The 22860-nt window shown below is 54.2% G+C and carries 17 protein-coding genes, 4 tRNA genes and 3 rRNA genes; 20 read left to right on the plus strand and 4 right to left on the minus strand.

Features of this window, described 5'->3' with window-relative positions:
- Positions 1–59 precede the first annotated feature (59 nt).
- The 7 genes from L462_RS23265 (at position 60) to dkgB (ending at position 6223) form a co-directional block, all read left to right on the plus strand.
- Positions 60–1599: ribosomal RNA gene (locus tag L462_RS23265) — 16S ribosomal RNA — on the plus strand.
- A 70-nt stretch (positions 1600–1669) separates the two neighbouring features.
- Positions 1670–1746, plus strand: a tRNA-Ile gene (locus L462_RS23260).
- Positions 1747–1784: 38 nt separating this feature from the next.
- Positions 1785–1860: transfer RNA gene (locus L462_RS23255), tRNA-Ala, on the plus strand.
- A 180-nt stretch (positions 1861–2040) separates the two neighbouring features.
- Positions 2041–4946 (plus strand): 23S ribosomal RNA (locus L462_RS23250).
- Between the two features lie 63 nt (positions 4947–5009).
- Positions 5010–5125, plus strand: a 5S ribosomal RNA gene (gene rrf, locus L462_RS23245).
- The 16S, 23S and 5S rRNA genes sit together here with 3 tRNA genes alongside, the layout of an rRNA operon.
- Before the next feature lie 55 nt (positions 5126–5180).
- Positions 5181–5257 (plus strand) — tRNA-Asp (locus tag L462_RS23240).
- A gap of 162 nt (positions 5258–5419) precedes the next feature.
- Positions 5420–6223, plus strand: a complete 804-nt coding sequence (dkgB, locus tag L462_RS23235; protein WP_032679648.1) for a 2,5-didehydrogluconate reductase DkgB — start codon at positions 5420–5422, stop codon at positions 6221–6223.
- Positions 6224–6254: 31 nt separating this feature from the next.
- On the opposite strand, the gene yafC is transcribed toward dkgB, so the two are convergent.
- On the minus strand, positions 6255–7160 hold the full coding sequence (gene yafC, locus L462_RS23230) for a DNA-binding transcriptional regulator YafC (RefSeq protein WP_014168734.1): 906 nt from the start codon (positions 7158–7160) through the stop codon (positions 6255–6257).
- 104 nt (positions 7161–7264) lie between these two features.
- On the opposite strand from yafC, the gene L462_RS23225 reads away from it, so the two are divergent.
- From L462_RS23225 to L462_RS23215, 3 genes are all read left to right on the plus strand, one after another.
- The gene (locus L462_RS23225) at positions 7265–8440 is read left to right on the plus strand and encodes an MFS transporter (protein ID WP_032677462.1); all 1176 of its coding nucleotides are present in this window, start codon (positions 7265–7267) and stop codon (positions 8438–8440) included.
- Positions 8441–8576: 136 nt separating this feature from the next.
- Complete coding sequence (locus tag L462_RS23220; RefSeq protein WP_025205128.1) at positions 8577–9377, plus strand: endonuclease/exonuclease/phosphatase family protein; 801 nt, start codon at positions 8577–8579, stop codon at positions 9375–9377.
- Positions 9378–9451: 74 nt separating this feature from the next.
- Entirely contained in the window at positions 9452–10225 is a 774-nt protein-coding gene (locus tag L462_RS23215; protein ID WP_020882802.1) for a class I SAM-dependent methyltransferase, read from the plus strand.
- A gap of 52 nt (positions 10226–10277) precedes the next feature.
- On the opposite strand, the gene mltD is transcribed toward L462_RS23215, so the two are convergent.
- A complete protein-coding gene (mltD, locus tag L462_RS23210) occupies positions 10278–11642 on the minus strand; it encodes a murein transglycosylase D (protein WP_014168738.1) in 1365 nt (454 codons plus the stop codon).
- A gap of 68 nt (positions 11643–11710) precedes the next feature.
- A complete protein-coding gene (gene gloB, locus L462_RS23205; RefSeq protein ID WP_032677463.1) occupies positions 11711–12469 on the minus strand; it encodes a hydroxyacylglutathione hydrolase in 759 nt (252 codons plus the stop codon).
- Between the two features lie 32 nt (positions 12470–12501).
- On the opposite strand from gloB, the gene L462_RS23200 reads away from it, so the two are divergent.
- Positions 12502–13218: a class I SAM-dependent methyltransferase gene (locus tag L462_RS23200; RefSeq protein WP_020882800.1), complete on the plus strand. Its 717-nt coding sequence runs from the start codon at positions 12502–12504 to the stop codon at positions 13216–13218.
- On the opposite strand, the gene rnhA is transcribed toward L462_RS23200, so the two are convergent.
- The gene (rnhA, locus tag L462_RS23195; protein ID WP_014168741.1) at positions 13219–13686 is read right to left on the minus strand and encodes a ribonuclease HI; all 468 of its coding nucleotides are present in this window, start codon (positions 13684–13686) and stop codon (positions 13219–13221) included. It abuts the gene before it with no gap.
- 64 nt (positions 13687–13750) lie between these two features.
- On the opposite strand from rnhA, the gene dnaQ reads away from it, so the two are divergent.
- The 9 genes from dnaQ to L462_RS23150 all read left to right on the plus strand — a co-directional run bounded on the left by dnaQ (position 13751) and on the right by L462_RS23150 (position 22852).
- Entirely contained in the window at positions 13751–14482 is a 732-nt protein-coding gene (gene dnaQ / locus L462_RS23190; RefSeq protein ID WP_032677465.1) for a DNA polymerase III subunit epsilon, read from the plus strand.
- 132 nt (positions 14483–14614) lie between these two features.
- A tRNA-Asp gene (locus L462_RS23185) sits at positions 14615–14691 on the plus strand.
- A gap of 386 nt (positions 14692–15077) precedes the next feature.
- Positions 15078–15797 carry a FadR/GntR family transcriptional regulator gene (locus tag L462_RS23180; RefSeq protein ID WP_014168746.1) on the plus strand — a complete coding sequence of 240 codons (720 nt, stop codon included), beginning with the start codon at positions 15078–15080 and terminating at the stop codon, positions 15795–15797.
- Positions 15794–16807, plus strand: a complete 1014-nt coding sequence (locus L462_RS23175) for an ABC transporter ATP-binding protein (RefSeq protein ID WP_014168747.1) — start codon at positions 15794–15796, stop codon at positions 16805–16807. The genes L462_RS23180 and L462_RS23175 overlap by 4 nt, the downstream gene beginning before the upstream one ends.
- A complete protein-coding gene (locus L462_RS23170; RefSeq protein WP_032677467.1) occupies positions 16804–17886 on the plus strand; it encodes an ABC transporter ATP-binding protein in 1083 nt (360 codons plus the stop codon). Before L462_RS23175 ends, L462_RS23170 begins: the two co-directional genes overlap by 4 nt.
- A gap of 2 nt (positions 17887–17888) precedes the next feature.
- A complete protein-coding gene (locus L462_RS23165; protein ID WP_020882796.1) occupies positions 17889–19403 on the plus strand; it encodes an ABC transporter substrate-binding protein in 1515 nt (504 codons plus the stop codon).
- An 18-nt stretch (positions 19404–19421) separates the two neighbouring features.
- The gene (locus L462_RS23160) at positions 19422–20363 is read left to right on the plus strand and encodes an ABC transporter permease (protein WP_032677468.1); all 942 of its coding nucleotides are present in this window, start codon (positions 19422–19424) and stop codon (positions 20361–20363) included.
- Between the two features lie 2 nt (positions 20364–20365).
- Entirely contained in the window at positions 20366–21241 is an 876-nt protein-coding gene (locus L462_RS23155; protein WP_014168751.1) for an ABC transporter permease, read from the plus strand.
- A gap of 9 nt (positions 21242–21250) precedes the next feature.
- On the plus strand, positions 21251–22852 hold the full coding sequence (locus L462_RS23150; protein WP_032677469.1) for a gamma-glutamyltransferase family protein: 1602 nt from the start codon (positions 21251–21253) through the stop codon (positions 22850–22852).
- Positions 22853–22860: the final 8 nt, after the last annotated feature.

A 22860-nucleotide genomic window follows, 5' to 3' on the forward strand; every position in this document is an offset into this window, starting at 1 on the left:
AAGTCTCTGAGTGAACATACGTAATTCATTACGAAGTTTAATTCACGAGCATCAAACTTAAATTGAAGAGTTTGATCATGGCTCAGATTGAACGCTGGCGGCAGGCCTAACACATGCAAGTCGAACGGTAGCACAGAGAGCTTGCTCTCGGGTGACGAGTGGCGGACGGGTGAGTAATGTCTGGGAAACTGCCTGATGGAGGGGGATAACTACTGGAAACGGTAGCTAATACCGCATAACGTCGCAAGACCAAAGAGGGGGACCTTCGGGCCTCTTGCCATCAGATGTGCCCAGATGGGATTAGCTAGTAGGTGGGGTAACGGCTCACCTAGGCGACGATCCCTAGCTGGTCTGAGAGGATGACCAGCCACACTGGAACTGAGACACGGTCCAGACTCCTACGGGAGGCAGCAGTGGGGAATATTGCACAATGGGCGCAAGCCTGATGCAGCCATGCCGCGTGTATGAAGAAGGCCTTCGGGTTGTAAAGTACTTTCAGCGGGGAGGAAGGTGTTGCGGTTAATAACCACAGCAATTGACGTTACCCGCAGAAGAAGCACCGGCTAACTCCGTGCCAGCAGCCGCGGTAATACGGAGGGTGCAAGCGTTAATCGGAATTACTGGGCGTAAAGCGCACGCAGGCGGTCTGTCAAGTCGGATGTGAAATCCCCGGGCTCAACCTGGGAACTGCATTCGAAACTGGCAGGCTAGAGTCTTGTAGAGGGGGGTAGAATTCCAGGTGTAGCGGTGAAATGCGTAGAGATCTGGAGGAATACCGGTGGCGAAGGCGGCCCCCTGGACAAAGACTGACGCTCAGGTGCGAAAGCGTGGGGAGCAAACAGGATTAGATACCCTGGTAGTCCACGCCGTAAACGATGTCGACTTGGAGGTTGTGCCCTTGAGGCGTGGCTTCCGGAGCTAACGCGTTAAGTCGACCGCCTGGGGAGTACGGCCGCAAGGTTAAAACTCAAATGAATTGACGGGGGCCCGCACAAGCGGTGGAGCATGTGGTTTAATTCGATGCAACGCGAAGAACCTTACCTACTCTTGACATCCAGAGAACTTTCCAGAGATGGATTGGTGCCTTCGGGAACTCTGAGACAGGTGCTGCATGGCTGTCGTCAGCTCGTGTTGTGAAATGTTGGGTTAAGTCCCGCAACGAGCGCAACCCTTATCCTTTGTTGCCAGCGGTCCGGCCGGGAACTCAAAGGAGACTGCCAGTGATAAACTGGAGGAAGGTGGGGATGACGTCAAGTCATCATGGCCCTTACGAGTAGGGCTACACACGTGCTACAATGGCGCATACAAAGAGAAGCGAACTCGCGAGAGCAAGCGGACCTCATAAAGTGCGTCGTAGTCCGGATTGGAGTCTGCAACTCGACTCCATGAAGTCGGAATCGCTAGTAATCGTAGATCAGAATGCTACGGTGAATACGTTCCCGGGCCTTGTACACACCGCCCGTCACACCATGGGAGTGGGTTGCAAAAGAAGTAGGTAGCTTAACCTTCGGGAGGGCGCTTACCACTTTGTGATTCATGACTGGGGTGAAGTCGTAACAAGGTAACCGTAGGGGAACCTGCGGTTGGATCACCTCCTTACCTTAAAGAACCTGCCTTTGTAGTGCTCACACAGATTGTCTGATGAAAAACAGCAGTAAAAAACCTCTACAGGCTTGTAGCTCAGGTGGTTAGAGCGCACCCCTGATAAGGGTGAGGTCGGTGGTTCAAGTCCACTCAGGCCTACCAAATCTGTCATGCAGATTTGAAGAGGTTGGTCATACGATGGGGCTATAGCTCAGCTGGGAGAGCGCCTGCTTTGCACGCAGGAGGTCTGCGGTTCGATCCCGCATAGCTCCACCATCTTTTACTGCGAAAACAAGAAAACTTCAGAGTGAACCTGAAAAGGTGCACTGCGAAGTTTTGCTCTTTAAAAATCTGGATCAAGCTGAAAATTGAAACGACACACATGTTATGTGTGTTCGAGTCTCTCAAATTTTCGCAAACCGGTGGTGAATCGAAAGAAACATCTTCGGGTTGTGAGGTTAAGCGACTAAGCGTACACGGTGGATGCCCTGGCAGTCAGAGGCGATGAAGGACGTGCTAATCTGCGAAAAGCGCCGGCGAGGTGATATGAACCTTTGACCCGGCGATGTCCGAATGGGGAAACCCAGTGTGTTCCGACACACTATCGTTAACTGAATACATAGGTTAACGAGGCGAACCGGGGGAACTGAAACATCTAAGTACCCCGAGGAAAAGAAATCAACCGAGATTCCCCCAGTAGCGGCGAGCGAACGGGGAGCAGCCCAGAGTCTGAATCAGCTTGTGTGTTAGTGGAAGCGTCTGGAAAGTCGCACGGTACAGGGTGAAAGTCCCGTACACGAAAGCACACAGGTTGTGAACTCGAAGAGTAGGGCGGGACACGTGGTATCCTGTCTGAATATGGGGGGACCATCCTCCAAGGCTAAATACTCCTGACTGACCGATAGTGAACCAGTACCGTGAGGGAAAGGCGAAAAGAACCCCGGCGAGGGGAGTGAAAAAGAACCTGAAACCGTGTACGTACAAGCAGTGGGAGCCTCTTTTATGGGGTGACTGCGTACCTTTTGTATAATGGGTCAGCGACTTATATTCTGTAGCAAGGTTAACCGTATAGGGGAGCCGAAGGGAAACCGAGTCTTAACTGGGCGTTAAGTTGCAGGGTATAGACCCGAAACCCGGTGATCTAGCCATGGGCAGGTTGAAGGTTGGGTAACACTAACTGGAGGACCGAACCGACTAATGTTGAAAAATTAGCGGATGACTTGTGGCTGGGGGTGAAAGGCCAATCAAACCGGGAGATAGCTGGTTCTCCCCGAAAGCTATTTAGGTAGCGCCTCGTGAACTCATCTTCGGGGGTAGAGCACTGTTTCGGCTAGGGGGCCATCCCGGCTTACCAACCCGATGCAAACTACGAATACCGAAGAATGTTATCACGGGAGACACACGGCGGGTGCTAACGTCCGTCGTGAAGAGGGAAACAACCCAGACCGCCAGCTAAGGTCCCAAAGTCATGGTTAAGTGGGAAACGATGTGGGAAGGCACAGACAGCCAGGATGTTGGCTTAGAAGCAGCCATCATTTAAAGAAAGCGTAATAGCTCACTGGTCGAGTCGGCCTGCGCGGAAGATGTAACGGGGCTAAACCATGCACCGAAGCTGCGGCAGCGACACTATGTGTTGTTGGGTAGGGGAGCGTTCTGTAAGCCGTTGAAGGTGTCCTGTGAGGGATGCTGGAGGTATCAGAAGTGCGAATGCTGACATAAGTAACGATAAAGCGGGTGAAAAGCCCGCTCGCCGGAAGACCAAGGGTTCCTGTCCAACGTTAATCGGGGCAGGGTGAGTCGACCCCTAAGGCGAGGCCGAAAGGCGTAGTCGATGGGAAACAGGTTAATATTCCTGTACTTGGTGTTACTGCGAAGGGGGGACGGAGAAGGCTATGTTAGCCGGGCGACGGTTGTCCCGGTTTAAGCATGTAGGCGGAAGTTCCAGGTAAATCCGGTTCCTTGTTAACGCTGAGGTGTGATGACGAGGCACTACGGTGCTGAAGTAACAAATGCCCTGCTTCCAGGAAAAGCCTCTAAGCATCAGGTAACACGAAATCGTACCCCAAACCGACACAGGTGGTCAGGTAGAGAATACCAAGGCGCTTGAGAGAACTCGGGTGAAGGAACTAGGCAAAATGGTGCCGTAACTTCGGGAGAAGGCACGCTGATATGTAGGTGAAGTCCCTGCGGATGGAGCTGAAATCAGTCGAAGATACCAGCTGGCTGCAACTGTTTATTAAAAACACAGCACTGTGCAAACACGAAAGTGGACGTATACGGTGTGACGCCTGCCCGGTGCCGGAAGGTTAATTGATGGGGTTAGCGGTAACGCGAAGCTCTTGATCGAAGCCCCGGTAAACGGCGGCCGTAACTATAACGGTCCTAAGGTAGCGAAATTCCTTGTCGGGTAAGTTCCGACCTGCACGAATGGCGTAATGATGGCCAGGCTGTCTCCACCCGAGACTCAGTGAAATTGAACTCGCTGTGAAGATGCAGTGTACCCGCGGCAAGACGGAAAGACCCCGTGAACCTTTACTATAGCTTGACACTGAACACTGGTCCTTGATGTGTAGGATAGGTGGGAGGCTTTGAAGCGTGGACGCCAGTCTGCGTGGAGCCAACCTTGAAATACCACCCTTTAATGGCTGGTGTTCTAACGTAGACCCGTGATCCGGGTTGCGGACAGTGTCTGGTGGGTAGTTTGACTGGGGCGGTCTCCTCCCAAAGAGTAACGGAGGAGCACGAAGGTTAGCTAATCCTGGTCGGACATCAGGAGGTTAGTGCAATGGCATAAGCTAGCTTGACTGCGAGAGTGACGGCTCGAGCAGGTGCGAAAGCAGGTCATAGTGATCCGGTGGTTCTGAATGGAAGGGCCATCGCTCAACGGATAAAAGGTACTCCGGGGATAACAGGCTGATACCGCCCAAGAGTTCATATCGACGGCGGTGTTTGGCACCTCGATGTCGGCTCATCACATCCTGGGGCTGAAGTAGGTCCCAAGGGTATGGCTGTTCGCCATTTAAAGTGGTACGCGAGCTGGGTTTAGAACGTCGTGAGACAGTTCGGTCCCTATCTGCCGTGGGCGCTGGAGAATTGAGGGGGGCTGCTCCTAGTACGAGAGGACCGGAGTGGACGCATCACTGGTGTTCGGGTTGTCATGCCAATGGCACTGCCCGGTAGCTAAATGCGGAAGAGATAAGTGCTGAAAGCATCTAAGCACGAAACTTGCCCCGAGATGAGTTCTCCCTGAGACTTTAAGTCTCCTGAAGGAACGTTGAAGACTACGACGTTGATAGGTCGGGTGTGTAAGCGCAGCGATGCGTTGAGCTAACCGATACTAATGAACCGTGAGGCTTAACCTTACAACGCCGAAGATGTTTTGGCGGTGAGAGACGATTTTCAGCTGATACAGATTACAGAATTTGCCTGGCGGCTTTAGCGCGGTGGTCCCACCTGACCCCATGCCGAACTCAGAAGTGAAACGCCGTAGCGCCGATGGTAGTGTGGGGTCTCCCCATGTGAGAGTAGGGAACTGCCAGGCATCAAATTACGTAGTAAGCCGGTGCATAAATCCGGTGGTTACAGCAGTCTTCGGTGGAGCGGTAGTTCAGTCGGTTAGAATACCTGCCTGTCACGCAGGGGGTCGCGGGTTCGAGTCCCGTCCGTTCCGCCACTTATTAAAAGCCCTGAGTTAACGCTCAGGGCTTTTTTCATATCTGTCGTATCATTATTGCCAAATCAGCAAAAATCCTCTGCGTTAAACGCTCTTTTTCTGCATAACGGCAGCAGCGATAATCCTCCTCAGTTAACAATCATTATGAATAACGAGGATTACATGACTATCCCTGCACTGGGTCTGGGCACTTTCCGCCTGAAAGACGACGTTGTTATCGCATCTGTTAAAACTGCACTTGAACTTGGCTATCGCGCAATTGATACGGCGCAGATTTATGATAACGAAGCTGCCGTTGGTCAGGCTATCGAAGAGAGCGGCGTAGCGCGCAGCGAGCTTTTCATCACCACCAAAATCTGGACTGAAAACCTCAGCAAAGACAAATTGATCCCCAGCCTGAAAGAGAGCCTGGAAAAACTGCGTACCGACTATGTGGATCTGACGTTGATCCACTGGCCATCACCGAACGATGCTGTGTCAGTCGAGGAGTTCATGCAGGCATTGCTTGAAGCGAAAGAGCAGGGCTTAACGCGTGAAATAGGTATTTCTAATTTCACCATACCGCTGATGGAAAAAGCCATAGCCGCCGTGGGGGCAGAAAACATTGCAACCAATCAGATTGAACTCTCTCCCTACCTGCAAAACCGCAAAGTCGTGGACTGGGCAAAACAGCACGGCATCCACATTACCTCATATATGACCCTGGCCTACGGTAAGGCACTGAAAGATGACGTGATTAATCGTATCGCAGAAAAACATAGCGCAACGGCTGCACAGGTGATTCTGGCATGGGCGATGGGTGAAGGTTACGCCGTGATCCCCTCTTCAACCCGACGTGAAAACCTGGCCAGCAACCTGTTAGCGAGGGATCTCCAGCTGGACGACGAAGACAAAAAAGCGATCGCTGCCCTGGAATGCAACGATCGTCTGGTCAGCCCTGAAGGTCTGGCACCTGACTGGGATTAATATTGACCCTTTCCTCTGTAGCCTGAAACCCTCACACAGCTCCCCCGGGAGCTGTTTTTATATGTTCGCTCAGGAAATCGATAAAGGCGCGTATGCGCGTACTTACCGCTCTGTCACTGTAATAAACTGCACTAAAAGGCATCTCCACAGGCAGACGTTTATCTGCCATCAGCTCTACAAGCTCACCGCGTGCAATTTCTTTATCAATCATATAGTCCGACAAACAGGCGATCCCATTTCCTTCGAGGCAAAGCTGCTTCAGCGTTTCTCCACTGTTGGACGATAACCCACTGGTGATTTCATGCAGTTGACCATCATGACAGGCCACAGGCCAGGTGTTCAGCGATACGGGCTCCGTGAAGCCCAGGCACAGGTGCTGCTTCAGTTCTTCAACCGTCTCTGGTTTGCCATGCTCTGCGATGTATTGCGGTGACGCGACTATCTTGCGGTAGCTGGCAAAAAGAGGGCGGGCCCGCAAGCTCGAGTCGGTCAGGGTGCCGGCACGGATCGCCACATCCACTTTCCGCTCGATGAGATTGATAAACGTCTCTGAGGAAACTAACGAGAGCGTCATCTCCGGATAGCGTTCGCGGAAAGGCTTGATCAGCGGCATCAGAAAATGAAGAACAACCGGTGTTGCCGCATCAATGCGCAGCAATCCGCGCGGCGTACTACGGGTTTCCATAATCTCTGTTTCTGCCGCCGCCATCTCCTGAAGGACGGACTGCACACGGCGGAAATAACGCTCGCCTTCCTCCGTCAGGCTCAGCTGACGCGTCGTTCGGTTGAGAAGACTGACGCCGAGCTTCATCTCCAGTTTTTTCACCGAGCGGCTGATGGCTGAATTAGCCTGCCCCAGCTGCTCGGCCGCACGGCTAAAACTGCCGCTTTCGACGACGGCGACAAAAATTGTCAGCTCTTCCGACGTTGCTTTCATTGTTGCACCACCTGCAAAATTCTATTGATATTTTGACCATTTTTGTTATTTAAGCACTGGCGCATACTGCCTGTCATCTTAATCCTGATGATATGGAGTTATTTATGCCACTGGCGCTACTTGCCCTGACGATCAGTGCCTTTGCAATTGGCACGACCGAATTTGTTATCGTAGGACTGGTGCCTACGATAGCTAACCAGCTTTCAATCTCGCTGCCTTCTGCCGGCCTGTTGGTTTCTATCTATGCGCTCGGGGTTGCCATCGGCGCCCCCGTCCTGACCGCGTTGACGGGACGTTTCCCGCGTAAGCCGCTGTTGGTTGCGCTGATGGTGTTATTCACCGCTGGCAATATTCTGGCCTGGCAGGCGCCGGACTACACCACGCTGGTGATTGCCCGGCTGCTGACCGGTCTCGCTCACGGTGTGTTCTTCTCCATTGGTTCAACTATTGCAACCGGCCTGGTACCAAAAGAGAAAGCAGCATCCGCCATCGCGATTATGTTCGGTGGTCTGACTGTCGCTCTTGTCACCGGTGTACCGTTAGGAACGTTTATCGGACAGCACTTTGGCTGGCGCGAAACCTTCCTTGCCGTCTCTTTACTGGGGGTGATTGCCCTGGTTGCCAGCTTGCTATTGGTACCGTCGACAATTGCAGGACGTGCGAGTGCCAGCCTGAGCGATCAGCTCAAGGTACTCACGCATCCGCGTTTGCTGATCATCTACGCCGTCACAGCGCTCGGCTATGGGGGGGTATTCACGGCTTTCACCTTCCTGGCTCCGATGATGCAGGACCTGGCAGGCTTCTCACCGAGTGCCGTGAGCTGGATTTTGCTGGGTTATGGTATCTCCGTCGCCATCGGTAATATCTGGGGAGGGAAGCTTGCGGACAAACATGGTGCAGTGCCGGCCCTGAAGTTTATCTTCGCAGCACTGGTTGTTCTGCTGATGATTTTCCAGTTCACGGCATCGATGCAATACGCCGCGCTGATAACGGTACTGGTGATGGGGGTCTTCGCCTTTGGTAACGTGCCAGGCCTGCAGGTTTACGTGGTACAAAAAGCCGAACTTTATACACCCAACGCGGTAGATGTCGCATCGGGCCTGAATATTGCCGCGTTCAATATTGGGATTGCGCTGGGTTCCATCATTGGTGGGCAAACCGTTGAACATTTCGGATTAACCCAAACGCCATGGATTGGTGCGGTGATTGTTCTGGTCGCTTTCCTGCTGATTAGCCTGAGTGGGCGCCTTGATAAACCCGCTCGTGTAGTACTGGGATAACATCAGTAAGTGCTTGCTTACAAAACTGGAAAGCGGTTTATCTGAAATTGCGTTGAAAGTGTAACCTAAAGTCCCTATAACATTAGAACCAGTCCGTTTTCCGGGCTGGTTCATGTTACAGAGGCCGTTTCCAAAAGTGCGAAAAAATACCTATGCCATGCGTTATGTTGCCGGAATGCCCGCGGAGAGGATCTTGCCTCCGGGGTCGTTTGCGAGCATAAGTCAGGCATTACCTGCCGGGACACCCTTAAGCAGCGATGAAAAAATCCGGGTGCTGGTGTGGAACATCTTTAAACAACAGCGCGCTGAGTGGTTATCGGTACTCAAGAATTTTGGGAAAGACGCCCATCTGGTGCTGTTGCAGGAGGCGCAAACCACCCCCGAGCTGGTAAGGTTTGCTACGACTCACTACCTTGCTGCTGACCAGGTTCCCGCGTTTGTCTTGCCGCAACATCCTTCTGGCGTGATGACCCTCTCTTCGGCTCATCCGGTCTATTGCTGCCCGCTGCGCGAGCGCGAGCCGATTCTGCGTCTGGCGAAATCAGCGCTGGTAACGGTCTACCCGCTGCCGGACACGCGCATGCTGATGGTTGTGAATATCCACGCGGTCAACTTCAGCCTGGGCGTGGATGTGTATAGTAAGCAGTTACTTCCGATCGGTGACCAGATCGCCCATCACAGCGGGCCCATCATTATGGCCGGGGATTTTAATGCCTGGAGCCGTCCGCGCATGAATGCGCTGTATCGCTTTGCACGCGAAATGTCGCTGCGTGAAGTTCGTTTTAGCGATGACCAGCGCAAGAAAGCGTTTGGTCGTCCTCTCGATTTTGTCTTCTATCGTGGTCTGAACGTTCACGACGCCTCTGTTCTGGTGACGCGTGCCTCCGATCACAATCCTCTACTCGTTGAATTCAGTCCCGGCAAACCTGATAAATAATGGTATGTCAGGTCTGCCGTGGGGCAGGCCATTCGGGTGCTGCCCTTTATTTTAAACAACAAAAGGACAGTACGATGACAACAACACACTCCCATCATGACAACGTAGAAAAACAGTTTGGCTCCCAGGCAAATGCTTATCTGAGCAGTGCCGTGCACGCGTCTGGCCGTGATCTGGTCCGTCTTGGTGAACGCCTGGCGGCAGTGCCGCACGCGCACGTCCTGGACTTAGGCTGTGGTGCCGGGCATGCCAGCTTCACGGCAGCACAGCAGGTGGCGCAGGTCACGGCCTATGATTTATCCAGGCAGATGCTGGAGGTGGTTGCAGAGGCTGCACAAGTCAAAGGGCTGAACAACATCACGACGCGTCAGGGCTATGCCGAATCCTTACCCTTTGAAGATGCCTCATTTGAAGTTGTTATCAGCCGTTATTCTGCGCATCACTGGCATGACGTCGGCCAGGCATTACGTGAAGTTAAACGCGTTCTGAAGCCGGGCGGGGTCTTTATCATTATGGATGTGATGTCGCCGGGACATCCGGTGCGTAATATCTGGCTGCAGACGGTTGAAGCGCTGCGCGACACCTCGCATGTGCAAAACTACTCCAGCGGGGAGTGGTTAGCGCTGATTACTGAAGCGGGGCTGATCACACGTGCATTGATAACGGACCGCTTGCCGCTGGAGTTCAGCTCGTGGATTGCCCGTATGCGCACGCCGGAAGCGTTAAGCCAGGCCATTCGATTGTATCAGGATAGCGCGTCGGCGGAAGTGAAGGCGTACTTTGAATTGCAGGATGATGGATCATTTACCAGCGATACCATCATGGCTGAAGCGCAAAAAGCAGCGTAAAGAAAAAAGGCACCGAGGGGAATCGGTGCCTTTTTATCGTTAGGTCGTGTCATCAGGAGTCTGGCGTGGCGCTATTTTTCACAAACAACGTCAGCTGGTCGCCTGGTTTCAGATTGTCAGTATCATTGTTCCAGCGCATCACATCCTTGATATTTACGCCGTGTCGTTTTGCGATACTGGACAGTGAATCACCTTTACGCACACGATAGGTAATGCTATCGCTGTTGCTGGCGAGACGCTGTGCACTGTTACCTGCACCCACCGTCAGAGTCTGACCCACTTTCAGGCCTGAGCTGCGCAGATTATTCCACTGCTGCAGATCGTTTGCCGTCACGCCAAGACGTGAGGCAATGCCCGAAAGTGTATCACCTGACCGAACCTTATAGCTGCGGCTGTTCACGGATGATGCATCCGCGATCAGCGTTGACTGAACAGCGGCAATTTCACCCGATGCTAAAGACTCACGTAACTGCTCAGCATGTTTCTGCGGAACCATTACATACTGCGGACCACTGGCCCCCAGCGTTGAGCCTTTAACGCCAGCATTAAAGGTTTTCAGTTTACTTACCGACATACCCGTCATATCAGCAACCTGTTGAATATCAACCGGATTGCTGAGGCGAACACGCGCCAGTGCACGACTTTCGTCTGGTGTTGGCAGTTGTACACCGTAACGCTTGCTGTTCTTGAGAATATCGCTCAATGCCAGCATTTTCGGTACGTAAATCTTCGTTTCCTGTGGCAGTGAGAGCGACCAAAAATCGGTGGATTTACCCCGTGCTTTATTCGCTTTCATTGCCTTCAGTACACGACCTTCGCCACTGTTATACGCTGCGACCGTTAACAGCCAGTCGCCGTCGAACATCTTATTAAGACGTTCCATCATGTCGAGAGCGGCTGTCGTTGAAGCGACAACATCACGACGCGCATCATAGTTGCGGGTCTGTTTCAAACCATAGTTTCGCCCGGTGCTCGGAATGATCTGCCAAATGCCTGCGGCATTGGCGCCAGACGTCGCGTGTGGGTCAAAAGCGCTCTCCACTATGGGTAGGAGTACCAGCTCCATCGGCATGTTACGTTTCTTAACTTGCCCGGCTATCCAGTACATATACGGCTCTGCCCGTAAAGTTACATCGTGGAGATAGCTCTTATTTCTTAAATACTTTTGCTTCTGTTCGCGAATCCGGTTGTTTTCCGGAATTCCCATCTTTAGCTCGTCGCCAATAGAGGTCCACAAGTCTTCATCCTGTGCGAAAGACGTCCCATCGTCCATCCATCGCGCTGAACTTGTAAACTTCCCTGCTTCCCCTTGACCAGCTGCAGAAAGGCTCTGTGCGTGCTGTTGTACGTTGCTGCCGTTCTGCGACTGGCAACCTACAAGCAGGACAGAGGCGAGTAATATCGCTTTTGCCTTCATGTGTGTGTCAATAGTTGCTTAAAAGACGAGCGATGATAACGGCGAAATTTTGAAAAGGCAACCCGCAATTATCTGAAGTTATCTTTCTTTGACCTTAACCATGCAAATCGTTGTTCTGGTTGTGACAAATTTGTTTCTTTGTTAATTTTATCAATTAAATCAATATCATCTGTTCGTAAAAATAAATTAGTTTTACGCTCATTTTTCAGAGTTACGGGGAGTGTTTTTTGGTTTTTTGCACGTAACTCCTTCACTTTGTGATAATAATCTTGAATCGCCCGATCCTCTGGCAAGATGCTCGCCGCAAACTTCATATTTCCTAATGTATACTCATGTGCGCAACAAATAAGGGTATCGTCAGGTAATGCGCTAATCTTCTGTAATGACTGGTACATCTGGGCTGGGGTGCCCTCAAAAAGCCTTCCACAGCCTCCGGAGAACAGCGTGTCGCCGCAAAAAAGATAAGGTTTGTTGTAGAAACAAAGATGTCCCAAAGTGTGACCTGGTGTAGCAAATACAGAAAACTCCCACTCGCGTATGAGGATATTTTCACCTTCTTCGACTACCTGCGTTGTTCCCTTATCTTGTGTCTCTGCCGATCCGTAAACCACCAGATGCGGGAATTGGGCACGAAGGTCAGCAACGCCGCCGGTGTGATCGTTATGATGATGAGTCAGAAGGATGGCCTCTGGTTGCCAGCCGTTCTCTTTTATCGCGTCTGATACAGGAGCCGATTCTCCAGGATCGACAATGACGCACCGACGCTCGTCATCGACTAAAACCCAGATGTAATTGTCCTGAAAGGCGGGAATACTGATAAGATTCATAAATTACCTCTTATAGCGTGGTGGGTGTGTTGATGAAACCGGCAAGGATACCTCAGATTGTCCCGGCACCTGAACGTTGGGCCGAATTGCCCTGGGGTGAATACTATCGCGAGAACCTGGAACAGCAGCTTAAACCCTGGCTCGCGAAAATGTATGGTTTTCACTTGCTTAAGATTGGCAATCTCAGCGCGGAAATCAATACCGAAAGCTGCGCTATCTCACATCAGGTTAATGTCTCTCTTGGCGCATCACCGGTTCAGGTGAAAGCGGATCCTTTGCATCTGCCGTTTGCGGAAAAGTCCGTTGATGCCTGCCTGCTGGCACACACGTTGCCCTGGTGCAGCGATCCTCATCGCCTGCTGCGCGAGGCCGATCGCGTCCTGATTGATGATGGCTGGCTGATACTCAGCGGGTTCAATCCGCTGAGTCTGATGGGGCTGCGCAAGCTGGTTCCGGTGCTTCGCCGGACACCGCCGTATAACAGCAGGATGTTCACGATGATGCGCCAGCTTGACTGGCTTTCACTGCTGAATTTTGAGGTGCTCTGCTCGGGCGGTTTTCAGGTACTTCCCTGGGCGCGGCAGGGGGGCGTTGTTCTGAGCACCCATCTGCCGGCATTAGGCTGCATGCAGTTTATTGTCGCGCGTAAGCGGACCATCCCCCTTACGCTTAATCCGATGAAGCAGAGTAAATCGAAATCGCCCATTCGCCAGACCGTGGGCGCCACGCGGCAGTACAGAAAACCCTGATCAGGATTCGGGCTGATAGCCTGTGTCTTCATGAGCGGGGTTGGATGCCGCTGCCCGTGCCAGTTCGTCACAACGTTCGTTTTCGGGGTGGCCTGCGTGACCTTTAACCCATTCCCATTTAATCTCGTGCTGGCCCAGCGCAGCATCAAGACGTTTCCAGAGATCGACGTTTTTGACCGGCTTTTTGTCTGCCGTCTTCCAGCCGCGTTTTTTCCAGTTGTGGATCCACTGGGTGATCCCCTGGCGTACATACTGACTGTCAGTGCTCAACACCACATCGCAGTGTTCTTTTAGCGCTTCCAGCGCCACAATGGCGGCCATCAACTCCATGCGGTTGTTGGTGGTCAGAAAATAGCCTTCGCTAAAAGTTTTTTCATGCTCGCGATAGCGCATAATCGCGCCATAACCGCCAGGCCCTGGGTTGCCGAGGCAAGATCCATCGGTGAAAATTTCTACCTGTTTACGCATCTCTGGTAGACTTCCTGTATTTGAAACGTTCAGTTAAACGATAAGTCTGACATAAATGACCGCTATGAGCACTGCAATTACTCGCCAGATTGTCCTCGATACCGAAACCACCGGTATGAACCAGATCGGCGCGCACTACGAAGGGCACAAGATCATCGAGATCGGTGCCGTTGAAGTGGTGAACCGTCGTCTTACGGGGAACAACTTCCATGTCTACCTCAAACCCGACCGGCTGGTGGACCCAGAAGCGTTCGGCGTGCACGGTATCGCCGATGAGTTCTTGCTGGATAAACCGACCTTCGCGGAAGTGGCAGACGAATTTCTGGAATATATCAAAGGCGCCGAGCTTATCATTCACAACGCGTCGTTCGATATCGGCTTTATGGACTATGAGTTCAGTAAGCTCCATCGTGATATTCCGAAAACGAACACGTTCTGTAAGGTGACCGATAGCCTGGCGCTGGCGAGGAAAATGTTTCCTGGCAAGCGTAACAGCCTGGATGCGCTCTGTTCTCGCTATGAAATAGATAACACCAAGCGAACGTTGCACGGCGCATTGCTCGATGCCCAGATCCTGGCGGATGTCTACCTGGCGATGACCGGTGGTCAGACGTCCATGAAATTCAGCATGGAAAATGAATCCCAGCAGACGCAGGGGGAAGCGGGGATTCAACGTGTTGTTCGCCAGGCCAGTCGTTTGCGGGTGGTTTTAGCCAGTGATGAAGAGTTACTTAACCATGAATCCCGTCTTGATTTAGTGCAGAAGAAAGGCGGAAGCTGCATGTGGCGGGCCTGAAAAAGGGCCAGAATGCCTGTAAAATCATCGTTTGGGTGAATTTTGCAGCAAACGATTCAAAACGTGAGAAAAAGCGTTGACGAGTCCGGAGGCAAACCGTAATATGCGCCTCGTTCCCCCAGCGGGAACAGTGGAGCGGTAGTTCAGTCGGTTAGAATACCTGCCTGTCACGCAGGGGGTCGCGGGTTCGAGTCCCGTCCGTTCCGCCACTATTCAGAAGGCCTGAATCAGAAATGATTCAGGCCTTCGTCGTTTCTGCGTCTGCAAATCTTCTTTATCCGCCCCCCTGTCTTTATTAACAAAAAGTTAATATCTGCGGTGCAATTAATTAACATTTGATCAATGATAGTGCACAATTTGCACCGTATTTGTGCATTTTGCCACCGATTGTCTTTTTGGCAGCGGAGCAGATGTGTAATTTTGTAAAAAATAATTCACAGAAAATCATTCGCTTATCTCCATCCCTTCAGAAAGTTCATGAACCAATGCTTTATTGGTTCGTTTATTGCTTAATCATTAGCACGGTAAGTAGCACGTTATATCAATAACTTATCGTTAATAAAAATAAAGTAATGATGATAGCGAGCGAACCAATATGGAAAAACCGTCACGGTTTCTGGCCAATTCCAGCACCGCGCTTGAGCAGCTGCGCGGACTGATCAACCAGCATGAGTCAACACCAGGCACTCCGCTGCCCACTGAACGTGAGCTGTCGGAGACTCTCGGCGTAGGACGACGTGAAGTACGTCGTGCGCTGGATGTGCTGGAAGAGGAGGGGCGGATCTGGCGTAAACAGGGCAAAGGGACCTTTATAGGCCCGTCTGCACCTGTTGAACCTCTGGCCCTTCAGGGATTGGTTCAGCAAACCAACCTTCTGGAAGTCATGGAAGCTCGTCTACAGCTCGAACCCGGCTTAGCCCGGCTTGCGGCACTGCGTGCCACCAGGGAAAACCTCGCGCTTATGCAGCGCATGCTGGAACGCATTGATAAGGTCAGCCCGGACGACCGCGATCTCAACGAACTCTGGGATAGCGCATTTCACCGCGCCATTGCCGAGGCTGCCGGTAATCGCCTGATGCTTGGCCTGTTTGATGCCATTGATGCCGTCAGACGTGAACCGGGCTGGCAGCATTTGCGCGAATTAGCCCGTACACCCGAGCGGGTTGATCACTACAACGACCACCATCAAAAAATCATGTCTGCGATTATCCATCGCCAGCCTAATGAAGCAGCGGCCGCCATGCGCGAACACCTGCTTAGCCTGCAGTCAGCCCTGATTCAGGCTATTCACCTTGAGGACGACTTCACGCTATGACGACGATCCCGTTTAAGGACCCCACGCCTGTACTGCGGCTGCAAAATCTTAACGTAACGTTCGCCGGCTCTCCGGTGAGCGTGCTTGATGGTATTTCACTGACGGTCAACGCGGGAGAAACGCTGGCGCTGGTGGGGGAATCCGGCTGCGGGAAAAGTATCACCTCATTAGCGCTGATGGGCTTACTGCCCGCCAGCGCACAGATCGTCAGCGGCGAGATGCAGTTCCGTCGTCACGACTTACGAAAGCTTTCACCGCGGGAATATGCCGATCTTCGCGGCAGCGAACTGGCAATGATTTTCCAGGAGCCAATGACCTCGCTCAACCCTGCCTTCACGCTGGGAGACCAGCTCAGTGAAGCGGTGATGCGCCATCAGAAACTTTCTCGTGCAGAGGCGATGAAGGTTGCGCTGCAGATTCTGGAGAAGGTGCAGATCCCGGCGGCAGAGATGCGCCTGAAAGCGTATCCGCACCAGCTTTCCGGGGGGATGCGTCAGCGCGTGATGATTGCGATGGCGCTGATTAACCATCCACGTTTGCTGATTGCCGACGAGCCGACAACCGCGCTGGATGTGACCATTCAGGCGCAGATCCTCGCGCTGCTTAATACCCTCAAAGAAGAGACCGGTACGGCGGTGTTAATGATCACCCACGATCTGGGCGTGGTGGCGGAAGTCGCGCAGCAGGTGGCGGTAATGTATGCCGGACAGGTGGTAGAGCAGGGGAGCGTGGAGGCCATTTTTGCCGACCCGCAACACCCGTACACCATAGGACTGATGGGCTCGATACCGTCCCTCGGCGCACGTAAAGGCGCGCTTTCCACTATTCCCGGAGCCGTTCCGCTGCCGGAATCCATGCCCAAAGGGTGCCGGTTCGCTACCCGCTGCCCCTTCGCGCAAACGCGGTGTCATGACGAAAAGCCGTCGCTGACGGCGATGGGGACCGACCATCAGGTGGCCTGCTTCCGCGTGCCGCTGGAACAACATATTGCGCTGGGAGAAATTGCATGACGACGCCCATTCTTGAAGCCCGGGACCTGAGCAAGCTTTTTCCCGGCCCTAAAAAACTGTTTACCCCAGCACGTTTTGTCACCGCGGTCGATCGCGTCTCCCTCTCCGTCATGCCTGGTGAAACGCTGGCGATTGTGGGCGAGTCCGGATCCGGAAAATCGACGCTGGGCCGTCTTCTTCTGCGGCTGCTGGCGGCCAGCGAAGGACGCGTATTTTATCAGGGTGAAGAGATCACTCATGCCTCGGGTGCGCGTCTGAACCAGCTGCGGCGGGAGCTGCAGATCATCTTTCAGGATCCTTTCGCGTCGTTAAACCCGCGCATGACGGTCGAGCAGATCGTCGGTGAGCCGCTGTGGCTACACCAGTCGATGAAGAAAACCGACAGGCAATATCGGGTGGCGGAGCTGCTTAAAACTGTAGGGCTGCCAGCGGCCTGGGCACAACGTTATCCGCACGAATTTTCCGGAGGGCAGCGTCAGCGAATTGGTATTGCGCGTGCGCTGGCCTCCGGGCCAAAGCTGTTGCTGGGGGACGAGCCGGTCTCCGCGCTGGATGTCTCGGTTCAGGCGCAGGTGGTCAACCTGCTGGAAAGTCTGAAGCATCAGCTGGGGCTGACAATGGTGATTGTCGCCCATGGCCTGGCGGTGATTCGCCATATGAGTGACCGCGTGGCGGTGATGTATCTCGGGCAAATTGTTGAGCTTGCGACCGTCGACGAAATCTTTGATGCCCCGCTACACCCCTATACGCAGGCGTTAATCGCCTCCGCCCCCCAGATTCAGCCAGGCGCGCCGCGTGTGGCACCTCTGCTGCAGGGGGATTTACCGAACCCGGCCAGCCCACCGTCAGGCTGCCGTTTCCATACCCGTTGTCCGTATGCCACGGATGAATGTCGCCAGGTCGAGCCGATCAATCAGGTGCTGGACGGGGGACGCCAGATTGCCTGCCATCGCTGGCAGGAGATTAACCGCGATCGCAGTGTTATCCAGATAGCACCGCCATCCGCAGCCTTTCTGCGCCGCCGCGCGCTGTTTGAACACGCGGCCACTCACTCCTCCCTTCCTTCAAGGAACTCATGATAATGACAATGCGTAATTCTCTTTTGACCGTACTGGGAAGTGTTATGTTGCTTGGCGCGGCGCTGCCCGCCCATTCTGAAAGCGTACTGCGAATTGGTCTGGGTGCGGATCCGGACATGCTCGATCCGCATCTTGCGCGCACCTATTATGGCCGTTTCGTCTTTGCCTCTCTGTGCGACCGGCTGGTGGACGTGGATGAGCATCTGAAAGTGGTTCCCGGGCTGGCGAAATCGTGGGCCTGGAGTGACGACGGCAAAACGCTGACCATGGATCTGCGTGAAGGTGTGACCTTCCATGACGGTGAAAAATTTGACGCCGCCGCGGCAAAATACAACCTCGACCGCGCGCTGACGTTAAAAGGTTCGCTGCGTAAAAGTGAAATCTCGTCCGTTGAGTCCGTTGAGGTGACAGGCCCGATGCAGATTGCCCTGCATCTGAAAACACCTGATGCCGCACTGCTGATGCAGCTTACCGATCGCGCCGGGGCGATGATGGCACCCGACGCCGCGAAAAAGCCTGACTTTGCCGCACATCCGGTTTGCTCTGGCCCCTATAAGTTCGACAGCCGCGTCTCACAGGACCGTATCGTTCTGACGCGTTTTGACAACTACTGGAACAAAGGCGCTTACCACTTCGACAAAATTATTTATCTGCCGATCCCGGATGCTTCCGTGCGTCTGGCTAACCTGCGTGCAGGGGATCTTGATCTGACGGAAGGCATTGCCGCAAGCGACGTGAAAACCGTAGAAGCCGACAGCAAACTGGCGCTGGCGAAGGTGACCGGTCTGGGTTATCAGGGCATTACCTTCAATATCAATAACGGCAAGGTCCCGGCGAACGATCCGTTTAAGGATGCCCGCGTGCGTGAGGCATTTTCTCAGGCAATCGATCGCGATGCGTTAAATCAGGTGGTCTTCGAGGGGCTGTACACCCCGGCAAACCAGGCGTTTTCTACCGTAAGTCCGTATCACGTTAACCTGCCGGTGCCACCACGCGATGTCGACAAAGCCAAAGCGCTGTTGAAAGCGGCAGGCGTCACTACCCCGCTGAACGTCAATCTGCTGGTGCCCAACAACCCAACTTCACAGCAGGTCGGTCAGGTACTGCAGGCGATGGTGGCAGAGGCTGGCTTTAACCTGAACCTGCAAATGACCGAGTTCGCCACGCTGCTCGACCGCCAGCAAAGTGGTGATTATCAGCTGAGCTTCTCTGGCTGGTCGGGTCGTCCGGATCCGGATGGCAGCATCTACGGCTTCATTAACAGCAAAGGCACCCTTAACGACGGTCGTTACAGTAACGCGCAGGTGGATGAATGGCTGACGCAGGCGCGCCTGAGCAACGACAAAGCCGTCCGTCAGCCGCTGTACGACAAGGTGGTGAAACAGCTGCAGACGGATATGCCCATCGCCTACCTCTATTTTGAACCGCGTATTTTTGGTCTGAACAAGAGCGTGCAGGGCTTTAAACCGTATCCGGACGGCATTGTGCGTCTGGCTGGCCTGACGCTGGCGAAATAACTGGCCTGAGGAGAACCCATGCTGGAACTGATTTGCAAACGTCTGCTGCTGGCCATCCCGACCTTACTGCTGGTGAGCATGATGGTGTTTGGCCTGCAAAAACTGCTGCCCGGCGATCCGCTGATCGCCATGGCCGGGGAGGAGCGCGATCCGGCGGTGATCGCCCAGCTGCGTGCTGAGCTCAATCTCGATGCGCCCATCCCTGTGCAGTACTTCAACTGGCTGACGCGCGCGCTGCAGGGCGATCTTGGTGTCTCCTTACGCACTCACGAGCCGGTCACCCAGCTCATTGCCAGCAAACTGCCGGTGACGCTGGAGCTGTCGCTGCTGGCGATGATCATCGCTCTGGTGTTTGGCATCAGCATGGGGATCCTCGCGGCGGTCAACAAAAACAGCTGGGTCGATCACGGTGCCAACTTTGTGGCGATCTCGGGGATCTCGATACCGCATTTCTGGCTCGGGATCCTGTTGATTCTGGTCTTCTCGGTCAATCTGCAATGGCTGCCAGCGTCGGGTTTCGTGCCGTTTAGTGAAGATCCGATCCAGAACCTGCGTACGCTGTTGTTGCCTGCCTCGGTACTGGGAACGGGGCTGGCGGCCACGCTGATGCGCCATACCCGCGCCTCCATGATCGCGGTAATGAAGGCCGATTACATCCGCACCGCACGGGCTAAAGGGCTGTTGCCAAACGCGGTGATTTTAAAGCATGCGTTTCGCAATGCGCTGGTTCCGGTGATCACCCTGACCACGCTGCTGTTCGGCGAACTGCTGGGGGGCGCGGTACTGACCGAACAGGTCTTCACCATTCCAGGGTTCGGCAAGATGATCGTCGATTCGGTCTTTAACCGTGACTATGCGGTGGTGCAGGGGGTGGTGCTTATCGTGGCGATCGGTTTCCTGCTGCTGAACCTGCTGGCCGACGTGCTTTACGTTCTTATCAACCCGAAAATGCGAGGTTAAGCATGGCGGAACTGACAACTCAAACCATTGCCGCGGTTCAGCCCCGAGCGCAGAACCGGGTACTGAAGAAATTTCTCGCCAATAAAAGCGCGGTGATGGGTGCCGTAGTGGTGGGCTTTTTTGTGCTGGTGGCACTGCTGGCGCCGTGGATCGCGCCCTTTGATCCGGTGAAAGCCAATTTCCTGGCGGTGCGTAAAGCGCCTTCGGCGATGTACTGGTTTGGGACCGATGAACTGGGCCGCGATATTTTGTCCCGCATTATCTGGGGGGCGAGAACGTCGTTGATGGCTGGCTGTATGTCGGTGGTGATCGCCGTGGTCATTGGCGTTCCGCTGGGGCTGGTGGCGGGTTACTTCCAGAAGATGTGGGACGGCGTGATCTCGCGTTTTATTGAAGCGCTGCTGGCCTGCCCGTTCCTGATCATGGCGATCGCGCTCGGGGCGTTTCTGGGCCCAAGCCTGACCAACGCCATGATCGCCATTGGCCTCTCCGCAATGCCGATCTTCGCCCGCCTGACGCGCGGCCAGGTGATCGCCATTCGCAACGAAGAGTATATCGACGGCGCGAGGGCGATTGGCCTGCCGGATCGCTGGATCATCATTAAGTATGTGCTGCCCAATGTGATGTCTCCGATTCTGGTGCAGGCCACGCTGGCCATTGCCTCGGCAATCATTGCTGAAGCCAGCCTGTCATTTCTGGGGTTAGGTCAGCAGCCGCCGAACCCGTCATGGGGCTCAATGCTTAATACCGCGAAAGGTTTCCTTGAGCAGGCTCCATGGATGTCTGTATTCCCCGGTGTGGCGATTTTTCTTGCCGTGCAGGGCTTTAATTTACTCGGCGACGGGCTGCGCGATGCGCTCGATCCGCGCCATGACTAAGGAGTCATGATGACCAAAGCGCTTGATTTCACTTCCGGTTACGATTCACGACGCCCGCCGATGATGGGCCACAACGCCGTGGCGACATCTCAGCCGCTGGCGGCCCAGGCGGGAATGAAAATGCTGCAGCTCGGCGGGAACGCGGTTGATGCGGCGGTTGCAACCGCCATGGCGTTGACGGTGGTTGAACCCACCGGCAACGGTATTGGCAGCGATGCCTTTGCCATCGTCTGGGATGGTGAAAAACTCCACGGCCTGAACGCCTCAGGCCGCTCGCCTGCCAGCTGGCACGCGGATCTGTTTGCCGGTAAAACCGCGGTGCCAGAAATTGGCTGGGACGCCGTTACCGTGCCGGGTGCGGTATCGGGCTGGGTGGCGCTGGCAGAACGTTTTGGCACGCTGCCGCTCACTACGCTGGCGCAACCGGCCATCGAGTATGCGCGTAACGGTTTTCCGGTCTCCCCGTTGATTGGCCATCTCTGGCAGCGGGGTTATAACAAGCTGAAAGATCAGCCAGGCTTTAGCGCCTGCTTTGCACCGGAGGGGCGTGCTCCCCGGGTTGGCGAGATCTTCCGTAACCCGGCGCAGGCTCATTCACTGGAGCTGATTGCCAGAACCAACGGTGAAGCGTTTTACCGCGGCGAGCTGGCGGAGAAAATTGCCGCTTTCGCGAAAGAGCATGGCGCACACCTGACGGCAGAGGATTTGGCCAATCATCGTGTGGACTGGGTAGAACTGCTGTCGCGTGATTTTGCCGGTGGTTCGGTGCAGGAGCTGCCGCCAAACGGGCAGGGCATCGCCACGCTGATTGCGCTCGGTATTCTGGAGCAGTGTGGAATTGAAAAACATCATCCGGATTCCGTGCAGTCACTTCATCTGTCTATTGAAGCGATGAAACTGGCGCTGGCGGATCTCGATCGCTACGTCGCTGATGAAGAACACATGGAGTTCGCGGCCCAGGCGTTGCTGAGCGATCGTTATCTGGCGTCCCGCGCGGCGCTTATCGACTCCGATAACGCCTCCGATTTCGTCTACGGTTCGCCGACGCAGAGCGGCACGGTCTACCTGAGCGCTGCAGATTCCAGCGGTATGATGATCTCCTTTATTCAGTCCAACTATATGGGCTTTGGATCCGGGATTGTGGTGCCGGAGACCGGGATCAGTCTGCAAAACCGCGGCTGTGGCTTTGTGCTGGATCCAAACCATCCGAATGCGCTGGCGGGCAGTAAGCGTCCGTTCCACACCATCATTCCGGGCTTTGCGATGGACGGCAACGGTAAACCGCTGATGTCCTTTGGCGTCATGGGCGGGCCAATGCAGGCGCAGGGGCATATGCAGATGGCGCTGCGCATCATGCTGCACGGGCAAAACCCACAGGCGGCAATTGATGCGCCTCGCTGGCGCGTGGTGCAGGGCAGGGAAGTGATCGTCGAATCGACGTTCGATCGCAATACTATCGCCGCACTGCGTGAGCGCGGGCACCAGATCGTGGTGGAAGATCCGCTCCAGGATTATAACTTCGGCGGCGCGCAGGTGATTTATCGTATGCCGGAAGGGCACTATGTGGCGGCGACAGAGAGCCGCAAAGACGGGCAGGCGCTGGTGAGTTAATGATGTCC

Origin of the sequence: Enterobacter sp. BIDMC 26 (assembly GCF_000534435.1) — a bacterium.
Taxonomy (GTDB): Bacteria; Pseudomonadota; Gammaproteobacteria; order Enterobacterales; family Enterobacteriaceae; genus Enterobacter; species Enterobacter ludwigii.

Coding starts and splice junctions, on each gene's coding strand:
- L462_RS23215 (WP_020882802.1), top strand. CDS start 9,452: ATGACAACAACACACTCCCATCATGACAACGTAGAAAAACAGTTTGGC.
- L462_RS23175 (WP_014168747.1), top strand. CDS start 15,794: ATGACGACGATCCCGTTTAAGGACCCCACGCCTGTACTGCGGCTGCAA.
- rnhA (WP_014168741.1), bottom strand. CDS start 13,686: ATGCGTAAACAGGTAGAAATTTTCACCGATGGATCTTGCCTCGGCAAC.
- mltD (WP_014168738.1), bottom strand. CDS start 11,642: ATGAAGGCAAAAGCGATATTACTCGCCTCTGTCCTGCTTGTAGGTTGC.
- L462_RS23155 (WP_014168751.1), top strand. CDS start 20,366: ATGGCGGAACTGACAACTCAAACCATTGCCGCGGTTCAGCCCCGAGCG.
- L462_RS23165 (WP_020882796.1), top strand. CDS start 17,889: ATGACAATGCGTAATTCTCTTTTGACCGTACTGGGAAGTGTTATGTTG.
- L462_RS23160 (WP_032677468.1), top strand. CDS start 19,422: ATGCTGGAACTGATTTGCAAACGTCTGCTGCTGGCCATCCCGACCTTA.
- yafC (WP_014168734.1), bottom strand. CDS start 7,160: ATGAAAGCAACGTCGGAAGAGCTGACAATTTTTGTCGCCGTCGTCGAA.
- L462_RS23170 (WP_032677467.1), top strand. CDS start 16,804: ATGACGACGCCCATTCTTGAAGCCCGGGACCTGAGCAAGCTTTTTCCC.
- dkgB (WP_032679648.1), top strand. CDS start 5,420: ATGACTATCCCTGCACTGGGTCTGGGCACTTTCCGCCTGAAAGACGAC.
- dnaQ (WP_032677465.1), top strand. CDS start 13,751: ATGAGCACTGCAATTACTCGCCAGATTGTCCTCGATACCGAAACCACC.
- L462_RS23150 (WP_032677469.1), top strand. CDS start 21,251: ATGACCAAAGCGCTTGATTTCACTTCCGGTTACGATTCACGACGCCCG.
- gloB (WP_032677463.1), bottom strand. CDS start 12,469: ATGAATCTTATCAGTATTCCCGCCTTTCAGGACAATTACATCTGGGTT.
- L462_RS23225 (WP_032677462.1), top strand. CDS start 7,265: ATGCCACTGGCGCTACTTGCCCTGACGATCAGTGCCTTTGCAATTGGC.
- L462_RS23180 (WP_014168746.1), top strand. CDS start 15,078: ATGGAAAAACCGTCACGGTTTCTGGCCAATTCCAGCACCGCGCTTGAG.
- L462_RS23200 (WP_020882800.1), top strand. CDS start 12,502: ATGAAACCGGCAAGGATACCTCAGATTGTCCCGGCACCTGAACGTTGG.